Source organism: Paenibacillus sp. EB106-04-04-XG159 (assembly GCF_058791835.1).
In genome coordinates this window covers 19083-41647 of the sequence record NZ_JBYTDY010000017.1, presented here as the reverse complement: position 1 = coordinate 41647, position 22565 = coordinate 19083, and the positions used below count along the sequence as shown (strand labels likewise).

Genomic DNA, 22565 nt, shown 5'->3' with positions numbered 1-22565 from the left:
TTTACACGGATAGGTACACCTCCCCATATGATAAGATATATCAACCTATACATATCATTATAACCCTTTTGCAACTAACGTCAAACTTACAAGCTGCTGTTCATGTTGTCACCGGCAGGCAGCACCTCCATACAGAAGGGATTGCCACTATGTATATTCGCTGCATACGCAGTCCTATCACCACATAGCTAAGCCTTTGTGCCGTTATTTATTTTGCGATTCTTCCAGAGCATGTCGAACTGCTTCATTCAACAGCCCGATGATATGAGCATCATCGCAGGAATACAAGATGTTCTGACCTTCTCGACGGTAACGCACAAATCGGTATGCGCGCAGCGTCTTCAATTGATGTGATACGGCAGACTGCGATAGCTGCAAAGCGTCCGCAATCTGATTAACAGCACATTCATCGCGAGCAAGAAGCGTCAGAATCCGAATTCGTGTTGGATCACCTAACGCCTTAAAGGTTTGTGACACTTGCTCCAACACGTCTGCTCCCCATTCTTTGCTTTCCAATACATCCATAACATCCGACTCCTTATACTGAACATAACCACATATGTGGAGGATGATTCATGGTTGTAGGATGTGACAACACGCCGCAAATTAAACATCAACCTACAATGACTTATACCTTAGACATCAGCAACTATTACCCTTATTGTAAAATGATTGACAACCGCAGCCCTATAGCGGCACACAGTAAACAGACGACGGCAGAAGACAGCATATATAAAGCTGCCGCTCTAAGCTTCTTTGCTTGCAATAGCTGCAGCGTCTCCACCGTAAATGTGGAGAACGTTGTGAAAGCTCCGCATAAGCCTACTCCTAGCAGTAAATACACGCTTGCAGGCATTGTATCTCTCATACCCATCAGCAGCCCGAGCAGCAAGGAACCGCATACGTTGATGATCCACGTCGCCCACGGATATCGCTCGGAGGTCTGCGCAAGTCTCCCGCTTACATAGAATCGCAGCCAAGCTCCTGCCGCGCCTCCCAAGCTGACAAGCAGCCAATTCATCGGCGATCCCCCCTCGCCTCATCTAATGGTCTGCTGTTTCTCCCGCTGCGCGTACCTAATGAATAGCCTAACCATGCCGCCGACAATCCGCCGGCCATGCTCAGCACTTGATAGAGCAGCGCCATCTCCCATCTGCCTTCTGTCAGCAGCGTGACCGTCTCTATCGAGAAGGTCGAGAAGGTCGTCAGCGCACCGGCCATCCCAGTGCCGAAGGTCAGCTTCCATAACGGCGATAAGCCAGGACGGTTAGCCAGCCATGCTGTCAGCCACCCAAGAAAACACGCACCTGCGATATTCACTGCAAATGTGGCGGTCGGAAATGCGCTCTGCGGCTGAAATGGCAGCAGCAGACTGACGCCATAACGTATATTCGCGCCGATTACGCCACCTAGCGCTACAGCAAGCGAACGACGAGGACCCAAGAAGCTGTTCATTGTAGTACGCCTTCTTTCCCTCATCAGCTGCTGTGATCCAGCTTGCGTCTTATTTCCTGATTCACCTTCATCTTCGACTCAGTTCCCTGCTCGCTTGCCATGAAGAATACACGATTCTTAATCGCATCAGGCAAATACTGCTGACTGACATAATGACCTGGGTAATCATGCGGATACTGATACCCTTTGTGTCCGAGCTTGTCCGCGCCTTTATAATGTGTATCACACAAATGAAGAGGTACATCTGCGGAACGGATCTCCTCCATCGCCTGCATAGCGCGCTGCAGCGCCATCGGAATCGAGTTCGACTTCGGACTCTCAACCGCGAACAGAATTGCCTGCGCGACAATATATTGAGACTCCGGCCAGCCGATTCTATGATAGGCTTCCAACGCGCTAACCGCCTGCACCATCGCTTGCGGATTCGCGAGTCCGATGTCCTCGCTGCAAGCCACCGTCAATCGGCGAATGAAGGTCATCGGATCCATTCCCAGCTTCTCGACCGCGTACAGGAACCAGAACAGCGCTGCGTCGCTGGAGCCCCGTATGCTCTTATGGAACGCACTCAATACGTCGTACTGTGTAGACTCGTCAGCGCGCACCGTCGGTCGGCGCACGGATTCCTCCGCCTCTTCTAAGGTGACATGCACGGTGCCGTCCTGCTCCGGCGTCGTCGTCATCGCCGCCAACTCGAGCGCATTCAATGCGCGTCTGATATCGCCGTTAGCCATCTCGGCTATATGTCGGATGGCATCCTCATCCACCTTCAGCGGCATGAAGCCTAAGCCGCGCTCCTTATCCTCCATCGCGTGCCTCATGGCGGTTATGCAGTCTTCCGCTGTTAATGCCTTCAATTGAAACAGAGTTGACCGACTGATTAACGCTCCGTTCACATGATGAAACGGATTCTCCGTCGTCGCACCGATAAAGATAATCGTCCCTTTCTCAACGGCAGGAAGCAACGCATCCTGCTGTGAGCGGTTAAAACGATGCACCTCATCCAGGAACAGAATCGTCTTCTGCCCGTACAAGGATTTGCGGGATTCCGCCTGCTCGATGACGGCACGCACATCTTTAACGGAAGCGTCAACCGCATTCAAACGAATAAATTCACCCTGCGTGTGCGCTGCGATCACATTCGCAAGCGTTGTCTTGCCGCAGCCTGGGGGACCGTACAAAATAATCGATGACACGCGATCCGCCTCGATGGCCCGGCGAAGTAGCCGTCCTTGTCCAACTATATGTTCCTGGCCCACATACTCATCCAATGTTCTGGGCCGGATTCTGTCGGCCAATAACCGCATGCCGGGCTGATGTTCTTCTTCATAGGAAAATAAATCCATCGATGTTTCACCACGCTTCTATCTCGCCGCTCTATAGATTGCGGCTGTAATATACTTCATCATTTTACCATAAGACAAGCCTCTTGCATAACACGCAAGAACTCATGTTCTTATTTATGTCACAGAAAAAGCCGCTCCCCTATGAAGGGAGCGACTGCTTCAAATACATTTATTGATCTGATTGTTCCTTCTCTTTATCCAATTGCTTCAGCATATCCTTTACGACCACACTGACCATGATCAGACCGACTGCCGGAGGCACAAACGCGTTGCTCGCGGGCGGCTGCTTCACCTTGCGGCGATCCGGAGCGTTCTCAGGAACGATCTTCTCCGTCACATCCACGCGCGGCTTCATCGGCTCTTCCGTCGAGAACACAACCTTGACACCCTTGCGGATGCCCTCCTTGCGCAGCTTCTGGCGAATGACGCGCGCGATCGGGTCAACCGTCGTCTTAGAAATGTCCGCCACCTGGAACCGTGTAGGGTCCATCTTGTTCGCAGCCCCCATGCTCGAGATGAGCGGAATCTTGCGTTTCAGACATTCCTTAATCAGATGAATCTTATACGACACCGTATCGGAAGCGTCTACGACATAGTCCAGATCGTACTGGAACAGCTGCTCATACGTCTCTTCTGTATAGAACATATTGAGGGCGATCGCATCGCATTCCGGGTTGATCAGCTTAATGCGATCCCGCATTAAGTCTGCTTTCAACTGGCCGACCGTCGTCGTCAAGGCATGAATCTGGCGGTTCACATTCGTGATGTCTACGACATCCTTATCGATTAAGATGATGCGGCCGACTCCGGTGCGCGCCAGCGCCTCGGCTGCGATCGAACCGACGCCGCCGATTCCAAGCACCGCAATGGTGCTCCGCTTCATCTTCTCAAGCCCTTCCGGACCGATAGCCAGCTCTGTACGGGAAAATTGGTGCAGCATAAGGGCTACCTCCTGCTTCTATTCCTTTGATGCTTCTTTCTTCTCTTTCACTTTCGTCTTGATGTGCAGCATGTCAAGCTGACCTTCATCAACCACGTTCGGCGCATCCATCATCAGGTCAGTCGCGCTGGCCGTCTTAGGGAATGCGATCGTTTCACGCAGGTTCGTACTGCCTGCAAGCAGCATCACAAGACGGTCGAAGCCGAATGCGATACCGCCATGTGGAGGCGTTCCGTATTCGAATGCGTTCATCAGGAAGCCGAACTTGTCTTGTGCTTCTTCAGGCGAGAAGCCAAGGGCGTTGAACATCTTCTCCTGAACATCGCGCTTGTAGATACGCATCGAGCCGCCGCCTACTTCGTAGCCGTTCAGCGTCAAGTCGTACGCTTGCGCGCGGATCTGGCCTGGATCTGTGTCGAAGTAGTGCAGGTCTTCGTCCTTCGGACGAGTGAACGGATGGTGCTCCGCTACATAGCGCTTCGCTTCTTCATCATAGCCGAGCAATGGGAAGTCTACGACCCATGCGAATTTATATTTGCTGTCGTCGATCAGGTTCAGGCGTCGTCCCACGAGCAGACGCAGGTTGCCAAGAACATCGTATACGACTTTCTTCATATCTGCGGAGAACAAGAGCAAGTCCCCGTCTTCAGCGCCTAGACGTTCACGCAGCGCAGCGATTTCTTCCTCGGTAAAGAATTTTACGATCGGACCTTTGAACTCGCCATCTTTCACTTGAACCCAAGCAAGGCCTTTAGCGCCGTAGCGTGCCGCGAATGGAGCCAGGTCGTCGATTTCTTTACGGCTCCAAGTGCCGCAGCCTTTCGCGTTCAATACTTTAACGACTCCGCCCTTTTCGATGACGGAAGCGAATACTTTAACGCCTGAATTCGCTACGATATCGCATACGTCTACCAGCTCTAGGCCGAAGCGCAGGTCCGGCTTGTCGGAGCCGTACTTGTCCATTGCATCTTGATACGTGATGCGTTGGAACGGTGTAGGCACGTCGATGTCTTTGATCTCTTTGAACAAGCGCACCATGAGCTGCTCCATCATGCCCAGCAATTGATCTTGGGACAAGAAGGAAGTCTCGATGTCGAATTGTGTGAATTCCGGTTGACGGTCTGCACGAAGGTCTTCGTCACGGAAGCAGCGTGCCATCTGATAGTAGCGCTCCAGACCGGAAACCATCAGCAATTGTTTGAAGATCTGCGGCGACTGCGGCAGCGCATAGAACTCGCCTGGATGCACACGGCTTGGCACCAAGTAGTCGCGGGCGCCTTCCGGCGTGCTCTTCGTCAGAATTGGCGTTTCCACCTCGATGAACTCATTGGCGTCCAAGAAGTCGCGGAACACTTTAGCCGCTTTGGAACGCATCCAGAGCGTCTTTTGCATTTCCGGACGGCGAAGGTCCAGATAACGATACTTCAGACGAAGTGTCTCATCGATCTCAATGCCGTCTTCGATGAAGAACGGAGGGTTCTTCGCTTGGTTCAGTATTTCGATTTCCGTTACGCGAACTTCGATCTCGCCAGTCGGCATATTTTTATTTACTGTTTCAGCATCGCGTTCTACAACTTTACCGCGAACAGCGATAACGAATTCATTGCGGGCACGGTCGCCGATCGCATGAGCTTCTGTTGAAAATTCTGGATTGAACACAATTTGCATCAGACCGCTGCGGTCGCGCAGGTCGATGAACAATACGCCGCCAAGGTCGCGGCGACGCTGCACCCAACCGTTTAATGTTACAGTTTCGCCAATGTTGGCTTTCGTCAAACTTCCGCAATGATGTGTTTTGTGCATCATATGGTACTCCCCATTTCAAGTAATATATTATGATCTATCCGTGAATGGCTGCCGCCAATTCATCCAACTTCACGATGCGCTGTTCACCTGTGGCCAGCTCTTTCAACGCGATCTCACCGCGATCCAGCTCGTCGTCGCCGAGAATAGCCGCGAAGCGCGCCTGCATGCGATCGGCTGATTTCATCTGCGTCTTCATCTTGCGGCCCTGATAGTCCTTCTCAGCCGCAATGCCTGCTACGCGCAGCTCATTCAAGAGCGCGGTCATCTTCGCTTCCGCTCGTTCGCCAAGCGCGATCATGTAGACATCAAGCGGCGGTACATGGTTGCCGCCTACTCCCTGCTTGTCTAGCAGCAGTGCGATGCGCTCCAATCCGATGCCGAAGCCGATGCCCGGCTCCTCTGGACCGCCGATATCCGCGACAAGCCCGTTGTAACGGCCGCCGCCGCCAACCGTATCGATGGCGCCGATCCCCTGCGCCTTATACTCGAACGCGGTATGCGTATAATAATCCAGGCCGCGCACAAGGCGGTGATTGATCGCATAATCCACGTTCATCGCGCTGAGGTGCTCCTGCACCTTCTTGAAATGAGTCGAGCATTCCTCATCCAGACTATCGATGATCGAAGGCGCATCAGCGAACTTCGCTTGGTCAACCTTGCAATCAAGCACGCGCAGCGGATTGCGCTCCATGCGCGATTGACAGTCCTTGCACAGCGTTTCCTTCATCGGTGTCAGGAAGTCGATCAGCGTCTGGCGGTATGCCGCGCGGCTAGGCGCGTTGCCGACAGAGTTGATTTCTACCGTTACTCCGGTTAACCCAACTTCCTTCATAAATTGATAGCCAAGTGCGATCACTTCCGCATCCAGACTTGGATCTGCGGAGCCGAACGCCTCAATGCCAAATTGATGGAATTGACGGTAGCGGCCTGCTTGCGGACGCTCATATCGGAACATAGGTCCGATGTAGTAGAGCTTCGTCAAGTCAGGTTCTCCGTACAGCTTATTCTCCACATAAGAGCGAACAACGCCGGCTGTGTTCTCCGGACGCAGAGTCATGCTGCGGTCGCCCTTGTCCTTGAACGTGTACATTTCCTTCTCGACGATATCCGTCGTTTCACCCACACCGCGCTCAAACAGCTCAGTCGATTCAAAGATTGGCGTGCGGATTTCTTTGTAGTTGTATCTGCGGCACAGATCGCGCGCTTTTCCCTCTACCATCTGCCAAGTTTCCACCGCGCCCGGCAGGAAATCCTGCGTGCCCGTAGGTTTTTGATATGCCATGGTAATTCCCTCCTAACCTCTATTGCCATGCAAAAATTAGACTGATATAAAACCAATGTCTAACTCATCACTAGTTCGCGTCTAACTCATCGGCTTCCGCCTGTGAATACAGCGCTAATAAACAAAAAATCTCCCGTCCCGCGCAATTGCGCAAGGGACGAGAGATTGGTCGTTTCCATTCACCCGTGGTGCCACCCAAATTCCGAAGAGTACGGATGCATCAGCTCTGTGCTTATCAGCAGGCCAGCTATGCTTCGCGTTCTTCGCTTCAAAGCGTGTAACGTACGCTCTACGCCTAACGGCTACCGCAGAATCAGACCTATAAGCCTGCTGTTTCGCCGCCGGTTCTCGGGGGTGTCATTCAGATAACACTTACAAAGGTTCTTCCAGCCTAAGGAACCTATCTCTGCATGTAAGCCATTAACTTACTTCTTCCCGTCATCAAATCGGATATGTGAAGATATAACAAACATTGTAATGATGGAATACTCTAAAGTCAAGTACCGTTCACACAAAGAAAATAACCTACATCGCAAGATGTAGGTCGTCAATAAGTATATATTCTTAAAAGGGGGTCATGTCACTTATTATAGGACCAGTTTATTAAAGGAACATGAAACGAACATTACAGGAATGTTACATTTCTGAAAACGCTTTATTTCGAACACTCTGCACTCATCTGCTTTGGTCTACGCTTACCCGTACAGCTCTCGCAGCATATCCAGCTTCTTGCGCGTTACCTCTACGTAATTGTCATTGTACACCTTCGGTTCTTTCGGATTCGCAAAGCGCGTAATGACACCCGTATCAGGATGAACCCACTTGGAGGAGGCGCCGCAGCCGAGACCAAGTATCGTATGGATCTCTTCGATAATCAAGATGTTGTACAAGCTCTCAGCCTCAGGAAGCGAATAGCCTACATTCTCCAAGTTGCCTAAAATATTTTTCTGTCGGTACAAGTAATAAGGGTTGTATCCATGCCCATCCGCCCACTCGCTCGCAGCCGTCATCATCCGTGCGATTTCATCGCGATCGGCGACCTTGTACTTCGCCTCTCCTCTGTGACGAGTCATCTCTGAAGCCCGTTTGAAGGAAAGGGTGTGCACCGTCAACGATTCCGGCATCAGCGACTCGGTTTCACGCAGGGAATGCTCGAATTCTGGCAGGCCTTCTCCTGGAAGGCCAATGATCAGATCCATATTGATGTTGTTCATGCCCATTTCACGAGCCAGCTTATACTTCTCAATCGTCTCCTCAACTGAATGGTCTCGTCCAATCAATTCCAATGTTTCTTGGATATACGACTGCGGGTTGATGCTGATCCGGTCAATATTCCACTTCTTGAGCACATCCAATTTATCAGGAGTAATCGTATCTGGACGGCCCGCTTCTACCGTAATCTCTCGAACCTGCTCCACATGCGGGAAGGACGTCATCATCTCCTCATACAGCATATCCATCTCTTCCGCCGTGATGCTGGTCGGTGTGCCGCCGCCGAAGTAGATCGTTGTGACGCGAACTCCCAGCTCCTTCAGCAGCCTGCCTGTTTCACGCATCTCGTAGTGCAGGCCTCCCAGGAACGATTCAACCGAGCCTTGACGACCGTTGATATCATACGCAGGAAACGTACAGTACGCACATTTAGTTGGGCAAAATGGAATACCGATATAGATGCTCAGTTCCTTGTGAAGCTGGTCGAGGTCAGGCAGCGCCGTCAGCTGCCGCCGAACGATGCGCTCCATCAGCGCGATCTTCTCGTCAGTGACCATGTAGTCTTCCTTCAGCATGCGCTTCGCTTCTTCGCTTGAGAGTCCGCGACGTCTTGCGTCATGCATAAGCTTAGTCGGGCGAATACCCGTCAAGATCCCCCATGGCTGCTCAATCTTCGTCCAATCGGTGAGCACGGTCAGCAGGGCCTGACAGAGGCTGTTCTTCACCTGCTTGCGGTACGCCTCATAAGGAGTTCCCGATGGTACGACTCGAACATGCTCCATTCGGTACGTCTCATCTTCGCCGTCCTCATGATGCAAGACCAAGGTCCCTAGTGCCAGCAGTCGATGCTCAGCTGTCGTTTCTTGACCATCTGCAAGCGCTCCCGCCTCATCATGGACGCTTAAACGAATCTCAGCATCATAGCCAGAATCAGGGGCCATTTCACCAGCATCAACAATATATGTTACTTCCGGCTGTTCTACGTACAGCTGGACAATATGAACAAGCGAGCGTTCAAACGCTGCGTCGCTTGCTATTAAACGTATGCGCATATGCGGTTCCTCCATAATGAATAAAAAACCTCTGCCGCAGCGCTCACGCCGAGAAGCAGCCGCGGATAGAGGTACTTTGCACGAAAATAATGCTACAGAGAATAATAACTACAATTTTAACATAATGCAATCGCTTCTCACTTCATAGGATGCCGGTAGAATAATCGCAAAAGAGCCGAAGGATTGATCCCCGGCCCTTTCCTAGTATGTTTATTTGCGCTGCCCAGGCTGATCACGCCTAGCTTGATGTGCCTCAGGGCAATCGTTTCGATGCTGATGAAGCGATTCTCTGACAGACTGCTGAAGATCATATTGACCATATTGAATCGCAAGCTGCTGCAAGGACTGACGCATACAGACACCACTTTCATCATGTAAAATGAAAAGCTAATGCCCCTATTATGCTCAATTGGTTAAGCAGCATACGCAAAACAAGTAGTAGATCCGCCGCAATGATTAGCGATTGTGGCTGTCAAGAATGATTGTAACCGGTCCCCAATTCGTAAATTCTACATCCATCATCGCGCCGAATACGCCGGTTTCAACCTGCAAGCCGTGGCTTCTCAGTCTGTCGTTAAACTGTTCATACAGACGTTCAGCCATTTCTGGCCGCGCTGCTCCGACAAAGCTTGGACGCTTGCCTTTGCGGCAGTCCGCATACAGCGTAAATTGGGATACGGACAGAATCTGTCCGCCGATATCCTGAACCGAGAGATTCATCTTCTCTTCCTCATCTTCAAATATGCGCAGTCCTGCCACCTTATCAGCAAGCCATATTACATCCTGCTCCGTGTCTTCATGCGTAACCCCTATAAGAAGCATCAAGCCCTTGTCAATTGCGCCCACTGTGCTGCCGTCAACTACAACTCGCGCAGCTTTCGATCGTTGTAATACTACTTTCATCCATAGTCCTCCTCATGCAACAACAGGCTGTCTCTATATAGAGGCAGCCTGCAGCAATATATTTATTGCATAATGCGCTGAACCGTATATACGTCTTTCACACGCTTAATCTTCTCTACGACAGCATGCAAGTGCTCCGTATTGCGGATAAGCACGGTCATGTGGATCAGCGCAAGCTTGTTCTTATCCGAACGACCTGATACCGCGGCAATATTCGTCTTGCTCTCCGATACGACCTGCAGCACTTCATTGAGGAAGCCCCTGCGGTCCATTCCGGTAATCTCAATATCGACGCTATAATTAGCTTCAATCGAGTCTTCCCATTCCACCTCGATGATGCGTTCAGCTTCACTTGCTTCCAGCTCGTTGCGCAGATTCAAGCAATCGGAACGATGCACCGATACCCCGCGGCCGCGCGTGACATATCCAACAATATCGTCTCCAGGCACCGGATTGCAGCAGCGCGCAAACCGTACGAGCAGATTGTCGATCCCTTTGACGCGTACACCGTTCGTCGGACGCTTCTTGCGGTCTTGGTCTTTATCCTTCTTAACTTCCTTCACTTCGTTTGTCAGCTCAAGAAGCTTCTCTTCCTCCGCTTCCTTGCGAAGCTTCTCCGTCAGCCGCGTGCACACCTGTGCTGCCGTCAAGCCGCCGAAGCCGATAGCAGACATCATATCCTCGACATCGTTGAAGTTGAATTTGCGACAAACCTCCAGCAGCTTATCTTCCGTCATCCACTGCTGCGGTTCCAGCGCCAGTCGCTTCAGCTCCCGTTCAATCATCTCCCGACCCTTTTGAACGTTCTCCTCGCGCTTCTCTTTCTTGAACCACTGTCTAATCTTCGATCTGGCGTGAGAAGATTGCGCGATCTTCACCCAGTCCGCACTCGGTCCATAGGAATGCTTGGATGTGAGAATCTCAACGATATCGCCTGTTTTCAGCTTATGGTCGAGCGGTACAATCCGCCCGTTCACCTTCGCGCCTATCGTGCGATTGCCGACCTCTGTATGGATGCGATAGGCGAAATCAAGCGGCACCGAGCCTGCCGGGAGCTCAATAACCTCTCCTTTTGGTGTAAAGACAAACACCAGGTCAGAGAAGAAGTCCATCTTCAGCGATTCTACGAACTCGCTCGCATCCTTCGTTTCCTGCTGTAGATCCAAGATCTCGCGCAGAAACGTCATCTTCTCTTCGAAGCTTCCGCCTACCAGGTTCGTATTGCCTTCCTTATAGGCCCAATGGGCGGCGATACCGTATTCAGCAGTACCGTGCATTTCCCATGTGCGAATTTGCACTTCCGTAGGTTCGCCGGTCGGCCCGATAACCGTCGTATGCAAGGATTGGTACATATTCGCCTTCGGCATCGCAATGTAATCCTTGAATCGACCAGGCATTGGCTTCCATAACGTATGAATGATGCCCAATGTGGCGTAACAGTCTTTAATATTGTCGACGATGATGCGAATAGCGAGCAGATCATAGATCTCATTGAACTGCTTATTCTTGTTCGTCATCTTGTTATATACGCTGTATATATGCTTCGGACGACCGGACAGATCGGCCACAATCCCCATCTCGTCCAGCTTCTCCTTGATCCGCGCGATGACGTCCGTGATGAACATCTCGCGTTCAGCCCGCTTCTTATGCATAAGATTAGCAATACGGTAATACTGCTGCGGATTCAAGTAACGAAGCGCGATGTCCTCCATCTCCCACTTAATCGCCGATATACCTAAGCGATGGGCGATTGGACAGAATATCTCCAGCGTTTCGTAAGCGATCCGCCGTTGGCTCTCTTCGGACTGATATTTTAATGTCCGCATGTTATGCAAGCGATCCGCAAGCTTAATAACGATCACGCGAATATCGTTCGCCATCGCTACAAACATCTTGCGGTAATTCTCGTTCTGCTGTTCTTCCTTCGATCGGAATTGGATTCGTTCCAATTTCGTAAGACCGTCAACCAGCATCGCGCATGTCTCGCCGAAGCGCTTTTTAATCTCTTCAAGCGAAACAGAAGTATCCTCAACCACGTCATGAAGCAAAGCTGCAACAACAGACGTTGGGTCCATTTGCATACTTACGACGATATCCGCCACCGCGAGCGGGTGCAGAATATAAGGTTCACCAGACTTTCTCACTTGTCCCGAATGGGCTCTCTCCGCGAACTCGTAAGCTTCACGTATGCGTGCCAGATCCGGTTCTTTCATATATGCTGAAGCTTTCGAAATTAATTGTTCGATTCCCATTGGACTAGTCTCGATTCCTTTCTATCGGGTCGTTTCTCGTCCCTGTTTACAGATTATCCTATAATTATGCCTTTGAACCGCATCGTTCGTCAATGGTAATCGAGGTTTTTCAAATTAACCATGTCATTATCTGTCGAAAACAATGTCGAATCGGGTCAAAAATTAGGAATTATGTTATTTTATCTGACCTGAAATAAAAAAAAGGGGTTGTGCAAAATAGGCTAATGGTTGTAAATTATATAGTTAGGTTCGACAAGATACAATTCAAAGGAGTGCACCCTAAATGCAACGCGAAATTCAAGTGCTTGAAAAGCCGCCGCTGATTCCTGGCACGCTTCTCAGCCTCCAGCACCTGTTTGCCATGTTTGGCTCAACAGTGCTCGTGCCGAATTTATTCGGTGTCGATCCAGGTATTGTTCTGTTAATGAACGGCTTGGGTACATTGTTCTACCTCATCTTATGCCGCGGGCTCATTCCCGCATACTTAGGCTCAAGCTTTGCTTTTATCTCGCCAGTAACTATTGTACTAGCTGGCTCTGCAGATAACTACAGCGACGCTCTCGGCGGCTTTATTGCTACTGGTATTGTATTCATCTTAGTCGCATTAATTGTCAAGTGGGTTGGCACTCGCTGGCTGGACGTATTGTTCCCTCCGGCTGCTATGGGTGCGATCGTTGCCGTTATCGGTCTCGAGCTTGTACCTGTTGCGGCGAATATGTCTGGTTTCTTTCCAGATGAAAATGGCATATACGACAGCACCAGCATCAAGCTCGCGCTGATCACATTGTCCGTAACCGTAATCGGAAACGTCATGTTCCGCGGTTTCTTAAAGATTATTCCGATCCTGATCGGTATTATTACAGGTTATATCGCAGCTGTATTCATGGGCGTTGTTGATATTGGTGCTATCTTGGCTGAAGCTCCGCTTCTTAAAGTACCGACAATTACAATGCCGACATTTAATATGACAGCCATTGCCACCATTCTTCCAGCAGCTCTGGTTGTAATCGTTGAGCATGTCGGTCACTTGATGGTAACGAGCAATATCGTTGGCAAGGATCTGTCCAAAGATCCAGGTCTTCATCGTTCCTTGCTCGGCAACGGTATCTCGACCATCATTTCCGGCTTCGTCGGTTCCACTCCGAACACGACTTACGGTGAGAACATCGGCGTTATGGCACTGACTCGCGTATACTCCGTGTATGTAATAGGCGGCGCGGCTATCATCGCTATTATTATGGCATTCTTTGGAGATATATCCGCGTTGATTGCAAACATTCCTACAGCAGTCATGGGCGGCGTATCTTTGCTCCTGTTCGGTATAATCGCGTCTTCAGGCTTGCGCATTCTCGTTGATTCGAAGGTAGACTTCAGTAAACCTAAGAACATGCTGCTGACGACACTTGTTATCGTCATCGGTATCAGTGGAGCTAAGCTCACTTTTTTCACAGTAGAGCTGAAAGGTATGGCATTGGCAACTGTGCTGGCAATCGTACTGAACGTGTTCTTCATGATTATTGACAAGCTTAAACTCAGCAACGGCGAGTAACTATTAAAAACGGTATGCCTGCTCACAGCGGGCATACCGTTTTTAGTATAAAACTTAATATTTCATCAAGGAGAACACATCTATGCCGTTCAGCTTGTCGCGTCCGTTCAGATCCATCAACTCGATCAGGAATGCGGCACCGACTACTTCTCCGCCTAATTGTTGAATCAGCTTAACCGATGTTGAGATCGTACCGCCTGTTGCGAGAAGATCATCCGCAATTAATACGCGTTGTCCAGGCTGAATCGCATCAGCATGCATAGCCAATCGATCCTTGCCGTACTCCAGATCATACGCTTCCTCAATCGTCTTGCCAGGCAGCTTGCCGCTCTTGCGGATTGGCACGAAGCCACAGCCTACTGAGAGTGCGAGTGGAGCGCCTACAACGAAGCCGCGCGCCTCTGGACCTGCGATAAGATCAATTTCTTTATCAATGACTAGCTGATGCATCGCCTTAATCGCTTCCCGATATGCTTCTCCATCCTTGAGAAGAGTCGTAATATCTTTGAAGCTGATACCTGGTTGCGGAAAGTCAGGAATAACCCGAATGTGAGATTTAAAATCCATGCTTGTATCCTCCTCAAATAATGACCATGAGCTTATCATGATTGCAATGGGTTTATTATTTCATTAAATACGATCCAACTGTTATAAGGCGAACTGCCTGAACTGCCATCAAACATTAGGATGGACTTAATTAAACATTTTAGCAATGTCTAGTGCGTTAGCGCTGAACCATCAAACATTAGGATGGACTTAATTAAACATTTTAGCAATGTCTAGTGCGTTAGCGCTGAACCAGCAAGCTTCCCATTCACTTGCTTGCTGCCACTGTTGGAATGTTAGCGAAGCATCAAGTGAAGTCTTCTGCGGTGATTCAACCATATGATACGTGTTAACAGAACCATCCGTATTCACAGTCATGAAGTTCAGATCCTCGAACATCCGCAGCAGCAGTTCTGTTTCTCTTAGACAGAAGCCGATCCTGACAGATAATGCCCGCGGAGACAGCTCATCATCTGTCCATGTGCGAAGCTTCTTCAATTCCGCATATGCCGGAATGATTCGCGTTCGATCCGGTGGACTTAATCGTCCATTATGCGGCTCGCGAGGCAGAATGAGATGAAGCCGCTCCAGCTGCGGATACATGCTCTGCAACCGCTGCACTGCTTTCATATCGCCTGGCGCTTCCGTTAGAATGACATCACGAACGGACATCATCGGCTCCCGTTCGTCTAGACCTTCTTCAAAGACTATTACGTAAGGCTCAGCTGCAAATACTCCTGCATTCGTGCGCGAGGTCACCCACACCGCTTCATTCGGACGATCTCCATTAAGCTTGCGCGCTAACTCAACAGCCTTTGCTGCGGGTTCACTTGCGCCGCGGCGGTCCAGCACTTGAAACGCGCGGATGCGTATATCCTGCAGCATCATTTGCGGCTTGCGTCTTCCGTTCCATTCATTCACCTGCAGCTCGCCAAACACATCGGCGACAGCTGCTGAAGCGATTCGATCGGCCAACATGCCCTTATTAAAAGCCACCGCATCCAATGTAGCACGCTCTTGTGTCAAACTCAACTTCAAATGCTGATTTTCTTTCCCCATCGTTCGTTTTTCATCCACTACGACGTCACGAATGATGACTCTCGGACTCGAATTGCCCATTCCGAACGGCTCAAGTCTGCTTAGCTCATCAATAACCTGCAGCGGAATATCCTGAAGCGCGCATTCAACATCAGCCACTGTGCTCGGCACTAAATGCTCTTGCGACAGCTCTCGATGCGCAATATGATTCAACTCTCGTTCAAGCTCATCCAGCCGATCAGCTGCAATCGTCATTCCTGCCGCTGCGGAATGTCCTCCGTAATGCTCGAACAGATCCGAGCATTCCGTCATTGCTTCATACAGATCTAGTCCCTCGATTGAGCGTGCAGAGCCCTTGCACAACCCACTCTCTTCATCGATGCCCAATATAAATGTCGGTCGATAATATCGCTCCACGATCTTCGATGCCACGATGCCGATAACGCCAACATTCCAGCCAGCCTTCGCCAGAACAATTACATGAGGCGGCTTCCCGTTATCGTCAAGCTTGTCCGCAAGAAGCTCTTCCGCTTCCTTCACCATTAGCTCGACGATCTTCTGCCGTTCCTTGTTCAAGCGATCCAGTTCTTCAGCGCATGCTAGAGCAGCACCTTCATCATCGGTCGTCAGCAGTTGAACCGCTGTATCCGCATGATCCAATCGACCGCTGGCGTTAATGCGCGGAGCCATCGAGAAGGCTATATTCGTTGAAGTCACCTGACCCGGATCAATGCCGCTAACCTGCAGCAGTGCTTTGATCCCAGGATACTGTGACTTCCGCATCCGCTTCAACGCCTCGCGCACGATAATGCGATTCTCGTCCGTTAGCGGCATCAGGTCAGCTACTGTACCGATCGCCGCCAGCTCCAGCAAATGTTCCGGTACTTGACCAAGCAGCGCATGAGCTAACTTAAACGCAACACCTACACCAGCTAAGCCTTTAAAGCCATACGTGCAGTAAGGAAGCTTAGGATTAATTAAGGCGTATGCCTCTGGCAGCATATCCGGCGGTTCATGATGGTCCGTCACGACTACATCAATGCCCAATTCCTTTGCATAAGCAATCTGATCAACTGCGCTAATGCCCGTATCCACGGTGATGATTAGTGTAACACCATCCGCCTTCGCGCGATCGATAGCCGCATGGTTTAACCCATAGCCCTCTAAGGCACGGTGGGGAATATAATAATCAAAGTTGGCACCCAGCTCACGCATGAGATAGATCATCAGCGACGTGCTGGACACGCCGTCCGCATCGTAGTCTCCATATATCCATAATCGTTCTTTAGCCTGCAGCGCCTTCTGGATTCTCGCAACAGCTTCAGTCATTCCAGCAAGATCATAGGGGTCCAGCATCTGGTCCAATGAATCATGCAAGAAATGACGCGCATGTCCAGCATCCTCGATGCCGCGAACGAGTAGCAGCTTGGCGAGCAGCGGGGATATGCCAATTTCCTGAGCAAGCTGCTGTGCATGCGCTTCGGATACTTCCGCGCAGCGCCAACGGGTACGTGCTTGAAGCATAGTGTTCTCCTTTAATCGTTACTTTTGATTTCGGCAATAAAAATAATTATACTATACCAACCTTGTGGCCGCGTCAATGGACAACATTATACCATCCATGAAAGTATAGATCGACATGCGAAGACCGCGTCGACAGCGACGCGGTCTTGGCTTGAGACGACCATAATCACTTCATCTCATCTATTAAAGTTCAGCTAGTTTAGAAGAAGTGTAGGAACACGCTTCTGTTAAGCTTTCTGCACCTTCTTACCTTCTTTTTGCTTGATAAGCTGCTTATTCTTCAACACAGCCCACAGCGGGCTTGCGATAAAGATCGAAGAATACGCTCCGAATGCTAGACCGATTAAGATGGCAAGCGAGAACATCCGAATCGATTCGCTGCCGAATATGAACAGACATAATGCCGCTACTAACACGGTCAATACGGTATAAATCGAACGTGTCAATGTCTGGTATATACTGCCGTTCACAAGATGTGCCAGATCATCGTAATTGCGAAGCTTCGAAAAGCGCATGTTCTCACGAATACGGTCGAAGATAACGATCGTATCGTTGATTGAGTAACCAATGATTGTCAGTATGGCAATAATGAACGGAAGATTAACCTCCAGACGGAAGATCGAGAACACGCTGATGACCATGAACGCATCGTGCAGCAATGCGATAACCGCAGAGATCGCAAAACGCCATTCAAATCGAATACTTACATAAATGATAATCCCGATTGAAGAAATAAGGACCGACCACAAGGCATTTCTCTGAAGTTCACGCGCCATTTCGACGTCAACTGTATTCGATTCGAAGGAAGCTCCAGGCGAGATCTTCTCGATATCTGCCTTCAGCTGGTGTTCCATCTCGTTGGTCAGCACATCCGTGAAACGGATCGTCATCCGTTCACTGCCTTCTGTAATGATCGGAGGCTTGGACAAATCATAGTTCTTCAATATTTCTTCAACTTGCTGCTTGGATACTTGCTGCTTCATCGTGATATCGACGTTCGTCCCTGCACTGAAGTCAACACCATAGTTCAAACCGAAGATGGCAAGCGTAGCGGCGCCAAGAATCGTCACTACTATTGAAAAGATGAAGAAATACTTGCTTGCATGGACGAAATTGAAATTACCTTTAAAGCGCACGTATTTCACTCTCCTTCACACCGAAGTATTCCGGCTTCAGCTTGTTCTTATCAACCAACAGGTGAAGGAAGCGACGAGACAAGAATACATTTGTGAAAATACTTACAATTACCGTCATCATCAAGATCAGGGCAAAGCCCTTTACTTGGCTTTCACCAAGCGCATACATGACAACACCTGCAATCATAGTCGTTACATTCGCATCCATAATCGTTCTGAACGAGTTCTTCGATCCAGCCTTGAGCGAGGATTGAAGCGATTTACCGCTGCGAAGCTCTTCCTTGATGCGTTCATATGTGATGATATTGGCATCGACCGCCATACCGAGACCGAGAATAAAGGCCGCAATCCCCGGCAATGTCAATGTGATCTGAGCTGCCCAGAATCCTAGCAGCAGAATCCATGTAAATAGAACGAGCGAGAAGCTCGCGATAATACCTGGCAAACGATAAACGGCAATCATAAAGATCAGGATAAGCGCTGTACCGATTAATCCAGCAGTGATCGTTTGATTCAAAGATAATTGCCCTAATGTAGCGGATACACTCTGTGAATATTTCTCTGTCAGCTTAAGCGGCAGCGCGCCGAGATTAATCTGATCTTTCAACTCGTTAGCTTCCGCCACAGTACGCGATCCCGTTATCGTTGCTTCACCGCCGGTAATTTCAAACGTTACCGCTGGGTCCGAGATTAAGTCCTCGTCCATATAGATCGCAAGATGATTGCGTCCCTCTGCTTGTAGACCAGATAAGCGTTTCGTAATTTCAGCAAATTGATCAGCGTCTTTAAGCTTGATCGCGACTTCAGGCTGCTGCAATTGATTGTATACTACACTTGCGCCGCCCTCGACAAAGTCCGTACCCTTTAATTCTACTTTGCAGTAATCATCAGCTTTCTCACAGCCATCGGAACTGCGGAATGTAAGTACAGAAGGTTCCTTTAACTTCTCACGCAATGCTTCCTCGTCTTGAACATCAGCGATCTTGACGCGGATGCGATCCGTTCCTTCTGTCGTAATTTCCGGTTCGCTCGTACCTGTTGCATTAATCCGTTTCTCTAAGCTCTTTGCAGTCTGTGTCAACGCATCGGGCGTAACTTCCCCGCCTTCTTCGAGTGGAGAGGCTTGATACAGTATCTCGAAGCCGCCTTTCAGATCCAGACCGAGACGAATGTTGTTGATGATCTTCGGACTTGTCCATGCGATGACGCCGAGAGATACGACAACGATGAGCAGAAAAGCCATTACTCTTTTCATTTCGTCCCATTCCCCTTTCCTATGTCAATATTCCTATTATATCTATCGAGAAAATTCGAGTCAATTTAACCTATGAATAGTTGACTTTTTATGTTATCCATTTCAAGCACCATATTCCAAATATCATGCCCTAAACAAAGAGAAAAAGTCTCCTTCTATAAGGGAGACCCGCGATAAGCTTCCATCGTCATGTAATTCATATATTGAGTCGGCTTCAACGACAATATATCATTTACAATTTGATGAAGATTCGGTTGACCAGTTTTCTTGTACTTGGAGCTTACGCAAGCCCATATATCCTCTGCAGATACATATTCATAGCCGATCATCTGGAATTCCTCCGCCTTACTCTTGCACAACAACGTGACATCCTCTGACGAGATAGGTGCGTCCCTTTCTGTAATAACCTGATTCTGTTCGCTCATGTCAGGACCTCCTTTCTATTGTCTCTGTCGTAATATTCGCTATTATACGACTGTGTTCCTCCTTGTACAAGCAAAAAAAGTCCTGCATGGAATGTGGACAACCGCATATGTATGAAAGAAATAAGATGTTGACTACAACTGCCAAAAGTGAGGAACCGATGTGAAGAAGCAAACCTTTATCCAAGGCACATTAATTCTGCTGGCAGCCGGATTAATAAACCGAATACTCGGATTCATCCCTCGCATTATGCTGCCGAGAATAATCGGGGCAGAGGGCGTTGGCATATATCAGCTCGGATACCCATTCCTGCTCGTAATGCTGACGCTCATAACTGGCGGTGTGCCGCTTGCCGTCTCCAAGCTGGTTGCGGAGTCAGACTCCCAAGGAGATGCGGCCCGTTCTTATCAGATTATGCGTACAGCTCTGCTTCTCACAACAACTGCGGGAGTCATCTTATCGGGCATCTGCCTGCTGCTGGCACCGTGGGTTACTTCTCACCTCTTGACGGACAAGCGAGTTTACAACACGTTCATGATCATGACCCCTATCATTGTTTTGGTCGCTGTATCTTCTGTGCTGCGCGGTTACTTCCAGGGCAAGCAGAACATGATTCCGACAGCGGCTTCATCGGTCACCGAAACGTTGATTCGGATCATTGGCATTATCGGCTGCGCTTACTTGTTGCTGCCCTACGGTCTTGAATGGGCGGCGGCGGGAGCGATGATCGGTGTTGTGCTTGGCGAGCTTGGCGGACTTGGCGTGCTGGTGTACGAGCTGTATCGTTCTCGAAAGTCATCGGTGCCGCATACAGATGTAGAACCAGCTCGGCACGAATCACGCAACATCCTTAGAATCGCGCTCCCAGTAACAGGTGGCAAGCTGGTTGGATCCTTGTCCTATCTCCTTGAGTCCATCACGATTGCGCGCAGCCTAGTCATCGCAGGCATTGCTACAACTACCGCTACAGCGCTGTATGGCGCGCTGCAAGGAATGGTCATTCCTCTGCTGCTTCTGCCTGGAGCGCTGACCTATTCGCTCTCCGTATCACTCGTGCCTTCCCTTTCGGAGGCTTACGGCAGAAAAGACATGCGAACGATTCATTTGAGGCTGCATCAAGCTATTCGCTTGGCACTTGTTTCCGGCGCTCCCTTTGCGGTAGTCATGTTCGTGTTGGCGCTGCCAATATGCGTGTTGCTCTATGATGACCCCACTGTAGCGCCTATGCTTCGCTGGCTAGCGCCGATTGCCATCTTCATATATGTCCAATCTCCTCTGCAAGCGGCCTTGCAGGCCTTGGACCGTCCTGGCATCGCACTCATAAATACATTGATCGGAGCGGCAGTGAAGATCATCCTGATCCTTCAGCTGGCTTCCTTGCCATCATTGGGAATGAAAGGCGCTATATTAGCGATCTGTGCCAATACGATCCTGGTTACGGTGCTGCATGCCGTCACGATCATGAGCTCCATCAAGCTGAAGTTCCCATGGATCGATCTGTTAAAGATCTTGGTCGCCATGATTATAATGGCAGGAGCGGTGCAATATGTGTACATCCACCTCCCCGTTGGCGAGAATCAGGTCATGCTTCGATTCATTAGTGCTTGTACAATCGGCTTGCTCCTCTATCTGTTGCTGCTCGTCATCATGAGATTAATTGATCGTGACGATCTGACAAGAGTACCTATCATCAAACGGTGGTTCGTCAAGAATACGACAACCTAATGCTTCGGCTTCCCATAGATGCGCTCCCTTTACTTGAGCGCATCTTTCTTATCCACATATATGTAACCCTTGTGGTCAACTGAGCAGAGAAATACTTCTTTGAAGTCCCTCACTCCTTTCTGATGGATCTGACTCTTCAGCCAGAATCGAGTCTTATTGATCCGTTCCAGATTCTCATCAATAACTCTGCCGTCCATAATGAGCGGCAGCGGCAGCTCTGTAAACCGAACATTATTCGTATTGCGGATAGCAGGCTGCGAACCGCCCGCACGTTTCCTCTTTCCGCTGCTTTCATCATCCGCAGCACTGTTCGAAGGATCCGATTGACTAGCTGCCGTGCTCTTTCCGTCCAACATTTCCAAGCTATCGCTTGCCCCTGATGTGTTCTGTCCCCCGCTCTTATTATCGACTGAATTTGATGAAGAGTTCGTGTCTTTCATAAAGACCGTCAGCTTGCCAGTCGACTCCATAATGGCATATTCTACGAGATCCAGATTGTCTACACCTTGTTCTCTAAGCTGCTGCATCAAGTCATTCAGGTTATAGCGCAGCCTTTTCATTTCCTCTCGATTCAGATGTCCTTGCGCAATGATAATGCTTGGCTTGCCATCGAACCACGCCCTTGCGCGCTTGCTCTTTAACGTTACCCAAGCAAGGGATATTTGCACGATGACGAGAACTATCATCGGTATGATGGATTCCCACAACGGTTTCTCTATATCCTCAATAGCAAATACTGCAATTTCCGCAATCATGATGGAGATGACGAGATCGAACACGGACAGCTTGCCGATTTCTCGCTTTCCCATAATTCGAAGTATGACAAATACAATGAAATACATCAGAACTGTATGCCATACGTGAGTCCAAAGCTCCATGAACTGCGTCCTCCTCGCTTACACCATGGTGTGATTGTCATGCCTCGGTCCATCGCTTTCATTGGTATTCTGACCTCGCCTTGTAAGCGTCATACCCCCTATCATCATGTGATTATTGGCAGATGCATCATAGGTTCTGACCGTTCAGATGAATCAAGCTCTGGTGAAGCATTTCCTTCTAAAGAAAGCGCCTACTTGTACTATTTTCAACAGCTTGACCATACCATGGATACAAAGAGCAAGTAA

The 22565-nt window shown here is 49.6% G+C and carries 20 protein-coding genes; 3 read left to right on the top strand and 17 right to left on the bottom strand.

Annotation, left to right across the window (positions count from 1 at the left end; all coding sequences use genetic code 11):
* Positions 1 to 204 precede the first annotated feature (204 nt).
* The 11 genes from AC3WTP_RS18595 to AC3WTP_RS18545 form a co-directional block, all read right to left on the bottom strand.
* Positions 205 to 525, bottom strand: a complete 321-nt coding sequence (locus tag AC3WTP_RS18595) for an ArsR/SmtB family transcription factor (protein WP_458568425.1) — start codon at positions 523 to 525, stop codon at positions 205 to 207.
* Between the two features lie 133 nt (positions 526 to 658).
* Positions 659 to 1021 carry a fluoride efflux transporter CrcB gene (crcB, locus tag AC3WTP_RS18590; RefSeq protein WP_492396127.1) on the bottom strand — a complete coding sequence of 121 codons (363 nt, stop codon included), beginning with the start codon at positions 1019 to 1021 and terminating at the stop codon, positions 659 to 661.
* Entirely contained in the window at positions 1018 to 1455 is a 438-nt protein-coding gene (gene crcB, locus AC3WTP_RS18585; protein WP_492396126.1) for a fluoride efflux transporter CrcB, read from the bottom strand. Before crcB (AC3WTP_RS18585) ends, crcB (AC3WTP_RS18590) begins: the two co-directional genes overlap by 4 nt.
* Positions 1456 to 1478: 23 nt before the next feature.
* Positions 1479 to 2798, bottom strand: a complete 1320-nt coding sequence (locus tag AC3WTP_RS18580) for a replication-associated recombination protein A (RefSeq protein ID WP_492396125.1) — start codon at positions 2796 to 2798, stop codon at positions 1479 to 1481.
* A 169-nt stretch (positions 2799 to 2967) separates the two neighbouring features.
* The gene (locus tag AC3WTP_RS18575; RefSeq protein WP_492396124.1) at positions 2968 to 3738 is read right to left on the bottom strand and encodes a tRNA threonylcarbamoyladenosine dehydratase; all 771 of its coding nucleotides are present in this window, start codon (positions 3736 to 3738) and stop codon (positions 2968 to 2970) included.
* A gap of 18 nt (positions 3739 to 3756) precedes the next feature.
* Positions 3757 to 5541, bottom strand: coding sequence for an aspartate--tRNA ligase (gene aspS, locus AC3WTP_RS18570; protein ID WP_492396172.1), 1785 nt, complete (start codon positions 5539 to 5541; stop codon positions 3757 to 3759).
* A gap of 37 nt (positions 5542 to 5578) precedes the next feature.
* The gene (hisS, locus tag AC3WTP_RS18565) at positions 5579 to 6826 is read right to left on the bottom strand and encodes a histidine--tRNA ligase (RefSeq protein ID WP_492396123.1); all 1248 of its coding nucleotides are present in this window, start codon (positions 6824 to 6826) and stop codon (positions 5579 to 5581) included.
* Positions 6827 to 7521: 695 nt separating this feature from the next.
* Positions 7522 to 9090 (bottom strand): coproporphyrinogen III oxidase, encoded by a 1569-nt coding sequence (locus AC3WTP_RS18560; protein ID WP_492396122.1) that lies wholly within the window; start codon positions 9088 to 9090, stop codon positions 7522 to 7524.
* Positions 9091 to 9300: 210 nt separating this feature from the next.
* Positions 9301 to 9444 (bottom strand): hypothetical protein, encoded by a 144-nt coding sequence (locus tag AC3WTP_RS18555; protein WP_492396121.1) that lies wholly within the window; start codon positions 9442 to 9444, stop codon positions 9301 to 9303.
* Positions 9445 to 9546: 102 nt separating this feature from the next.
* On the bottom strand, positions 9547 to 9993 hold the full coding sequence (dtd, locus tag AC3WTP_RS18550; RefSeq protein WP_492396120.1) for a D-aminoacyl-tRNA deacylase: 447 nt from the start codon (positions 9991 to 9993) through the stop codon (positions 9547 to 9549).
* Positions 9994 to 10055: 62 nt separating this feature from the next.
* A complete protein-coding gene (locus AC3WTP_RS18545) occupies positions 10056 to 12245 on the bottom strand; it encodes a RelA/SpoT family protein (RefSeq protein ID WP_492396119.1) in 2190 nt (729 codons plus the stop codon).
* 283 nt (positions 12246 to 12528) lie between these two features.
* Between AC3WTP_RS18545 and uraA the strand changes: the two genes are divergently transcribed.
* A complete protein-coding gene (gene uraA / locus AC3WTP_RS18540; RefSeq protein WP_492396118.1) occupies positions 12529 to 13794 on the top strand; it encodes a uracil permease in 1266 nt (421 codons plus the stop codon).
* 54 nt (positions 13795 to 13848) lie between these two features.
* Here the strand turns inward: uraA and AC3WTP_RS18535 are convergent, their stop codons facing one another.
* The 5 genes from AC3WTP_RS18535 to AC3WTP_RS18515 all read right to left on the bottom strand — a co-directional run bounded on the left by AC3WTP_RS18535 (position 13849) and on the right by AC3WTP_RS18515 (position 19718).
* The gene (locus AC3WTP_RS18535) at positions 13849 to 14361 is read right to left on the bottom strand and encodes an adenine phosphoribosyltransferase (protein ID WP_492396117.1); all 513 of its coding nucleotides are present in this window, start codon (positions 14359 to 14361) and stop codon (positions 13849 to 13851) included.
* Positions 14362 to 14550: 189 nt separating this feature from the next.
* Entirely contained in the window at positions 14551 to 16902 is a 2352-nt protein-coding gene (gene recJ, locus AC3WTP_RS18530) for a single-stranded-DNA-specific exonuclease RecJ (protein WP_492396116.1), read from the bottom strand.
* Positions 16903 to 17129: 227 nt separating this feature from the next.
* Positions 17130 to 18038 (bottom strand): protein translocase subunit SecF, encoded by a 909-nt coding sequence (secF, locus tag AC3WTP_RS18525; RefSeq protein ID WP_492396115.1) that lies wholly within the window; start codon positions 18036 to 18038, stop codon positions 17130 to 17132.
* The gene (gene secD / locus AC3WTP_RS18520; RefSeq protein ID WP_492396114.1) at positions 18028 to 19293 is read right to left on the bottom strand and encodes a protein translocase subunit SecD; all 1266 of its coding nucleotides are present in this window, start codon (positions 19291 to 19293) and stop codon (positions 18028 to 18030) included. The genes secF and secD overlap by 11 nt, the downstream gene beginning before the upstream one ends.
* A gap of 155 nt (positions 19294 to 19448) precedes the next feature.
* The gene (locus AC3WTP_RS18515) at positions 19449 to 19718 is read right to left on the bottom strand and encodes a post-transcriptional regulator (RefSeq protein ID WP_492396113.1); all 270 of its coding nucleotides are present in this window, start codon (positions 19716 to 19718) and stop codon (positions 19449 to 19451) included.
* Between the two features lie 160 nt (positions 19719 to 19878).
* Here AC3WTP_RS18515 and spoVB point away from each other — a divergent pair, with 160 nt between their 5' ends.
* Positions 19879 to 21441: a stage V sporulation protein B gene (gene spoVB, locus AC3WTP_RS18510; protein ID WP_492396112.1), complete on the top strand. Its 1563-nt coding sequence runs from the start codon at positions 19879 to 19881 to the stop codon at positions 21439 to 21441.
* Between the two features lie 29 nt (positions 21442 to 21470).
* Here spoVB and AC3WTP_RS18505 read toward each other — a convergent pair whose 3' ends face one another.
* Entirely contained in the window at positions 21471 to 22319 is an 849-nt protein-coding gene (locus AC3WTP_RS18505; protein ID WP_492396111.1) for a DUF421 domain-containing protein, read from the bottom strand.
* A gap of 39 nt (positions 22320 to 22358) precedes the next feature.
* Here AC3WTP_RS18505 and AC3WTP_RS18500 point away from each other — a divergent pair, with 39 nt between their 5' ends.
* On the top strand, positions 22359 to 22565 hold the full coding sequence (locus tag AC3WTP_RS18500) for a hypothetical protein (RefSeq protein WP_492396110.1): 207 nt from the start codon (positions 22359 to 22361) through the stop codon (positions 22563 to 22565).

Bases quoted from the DNA above. Each gene is read 5' to 3' on its own strand.
- AC3WTP_RS18595 (WP_458568425.1), bottom strand. From the start codon at position 525: ATGGATGTATTGGAAAGCAAAGAATGGGGAGCAGACGTGTTGGAGCAA.
- crcB (WP_492396127.1), bottom strand. From the start codon at position 1,021: ATGAATTGGCTGCTTGTCAGCTTGGGAGGCGCGGCAGGAGCTTGGCTG.
- crcB (WP_492396126.1), bottom strand. From the start codon at position 1,455: ATGAACAGCTTCTTGGGTCCTCGTCGTTCGCTTGCTGTAGCGCTAGGT.
- AC3WTP_RS18580 (WP_492396125.1), bottom strand. From the start codon at position 2,798: ATGGATTTATTTTCCTATGAAGAAGAACATCAGCCCGGCATGCGGTTA.
- AC3WTP_RS18575 (WP_492396124.1), bottom strand. From the start codon at position 3,738: ATGCTGCACCAATTTTCCCGTACAGAGCTGGCTATCGGTCCGGAAGGG.
- aspS (WP_492396172.1), bottom strand. From the start codon at position 5,541: ATGCACAAAACACATCATTGCGGAAGTTTGACGAAAGCCAACATTGGC.
- hisS (WP_492396123.1), bottom strand. From the start codon at position 6,826: ATGGCATATCAAAAACCTACGGGCACGCAGGATTTCCTGCCGGGCGCG.
- AC3WTP_RS18560 (WP_492396122.1), bottom strand. From the start codon at position 9,090: ATGCGCATACGTTTAATAGCAAGCGACGCAGCGTTTGAACGCTCGCTT.
- AC3WTP_RS18555 (WP_492396121.1), bottom strand. From the start codon at position 9,444: ATGCGTCAGTCCTTGCAGCAGCTTGCGATTCAATATGGTCAATATGAT.
- dtd (WP_492396120.1), bottom strand. From the start codon at position 9,993: ATGAAAGTAGTATTACAACGATCGAAAGCTGCGCGAGTTGTAGTTGAC.
- AC3WTP_RS18545 (WP_492396119.1), bottom strand. From the start codon at position 12,245: ATGGGAATCGAACAATTAATTTCGAAAGCTTCAGCATATATGAAAGAA.
- uraA (WP_492396118.1), top strand. From the start codon at position 12,529: ATGCAACGCGAAATTCAAGTGCTTGAAAAGCCGCCGCTGATTCCTGGC.
- AC3WTP_RS18535 (WP_492396117.1), bottom strand. From the start codon at position 14,361: ATGGATTTTAAATCTCACATTCGGGTTATTCCTGACTTTCCGCAACCA.
- recJ (WP_492396116.1), bottom strand. From the start codon at position 16,902: ATGCTTCAAGCACGTACCCGTTGGCGCTGCGCGGAAGTATCCGAAGCG.
- secD (WP_492396114.1), bottom strand. From the start codon at position 19,293: ATGAAAAGAGTAATGGCTTTTCTGCTCATCGTTGTCGTATCTCTCGGC.
- AC3WTP_RS18515 (WP_492396113.1), bottom strand. From the start codon at position 19,718: ATGAGCGAACAGAATCAGGTTATTACAGAAAGGGACGCACCTATCTCG.
- AC3WTP_RS18505 (WP_492396111.1), bottom strand. From the start codon at position 22,319: ATGGAGCTTTGGACTCACGTATGGCATACAGTTCTGATGTATTTCATT.
- AC3WTP_RS18500 (WP_492396110.1), top strand. From the start codon at position 22,359: ATGCCTCGGTCCATCGCTTTCATTGGTATTCTGACCTCGCCTTGTAAG.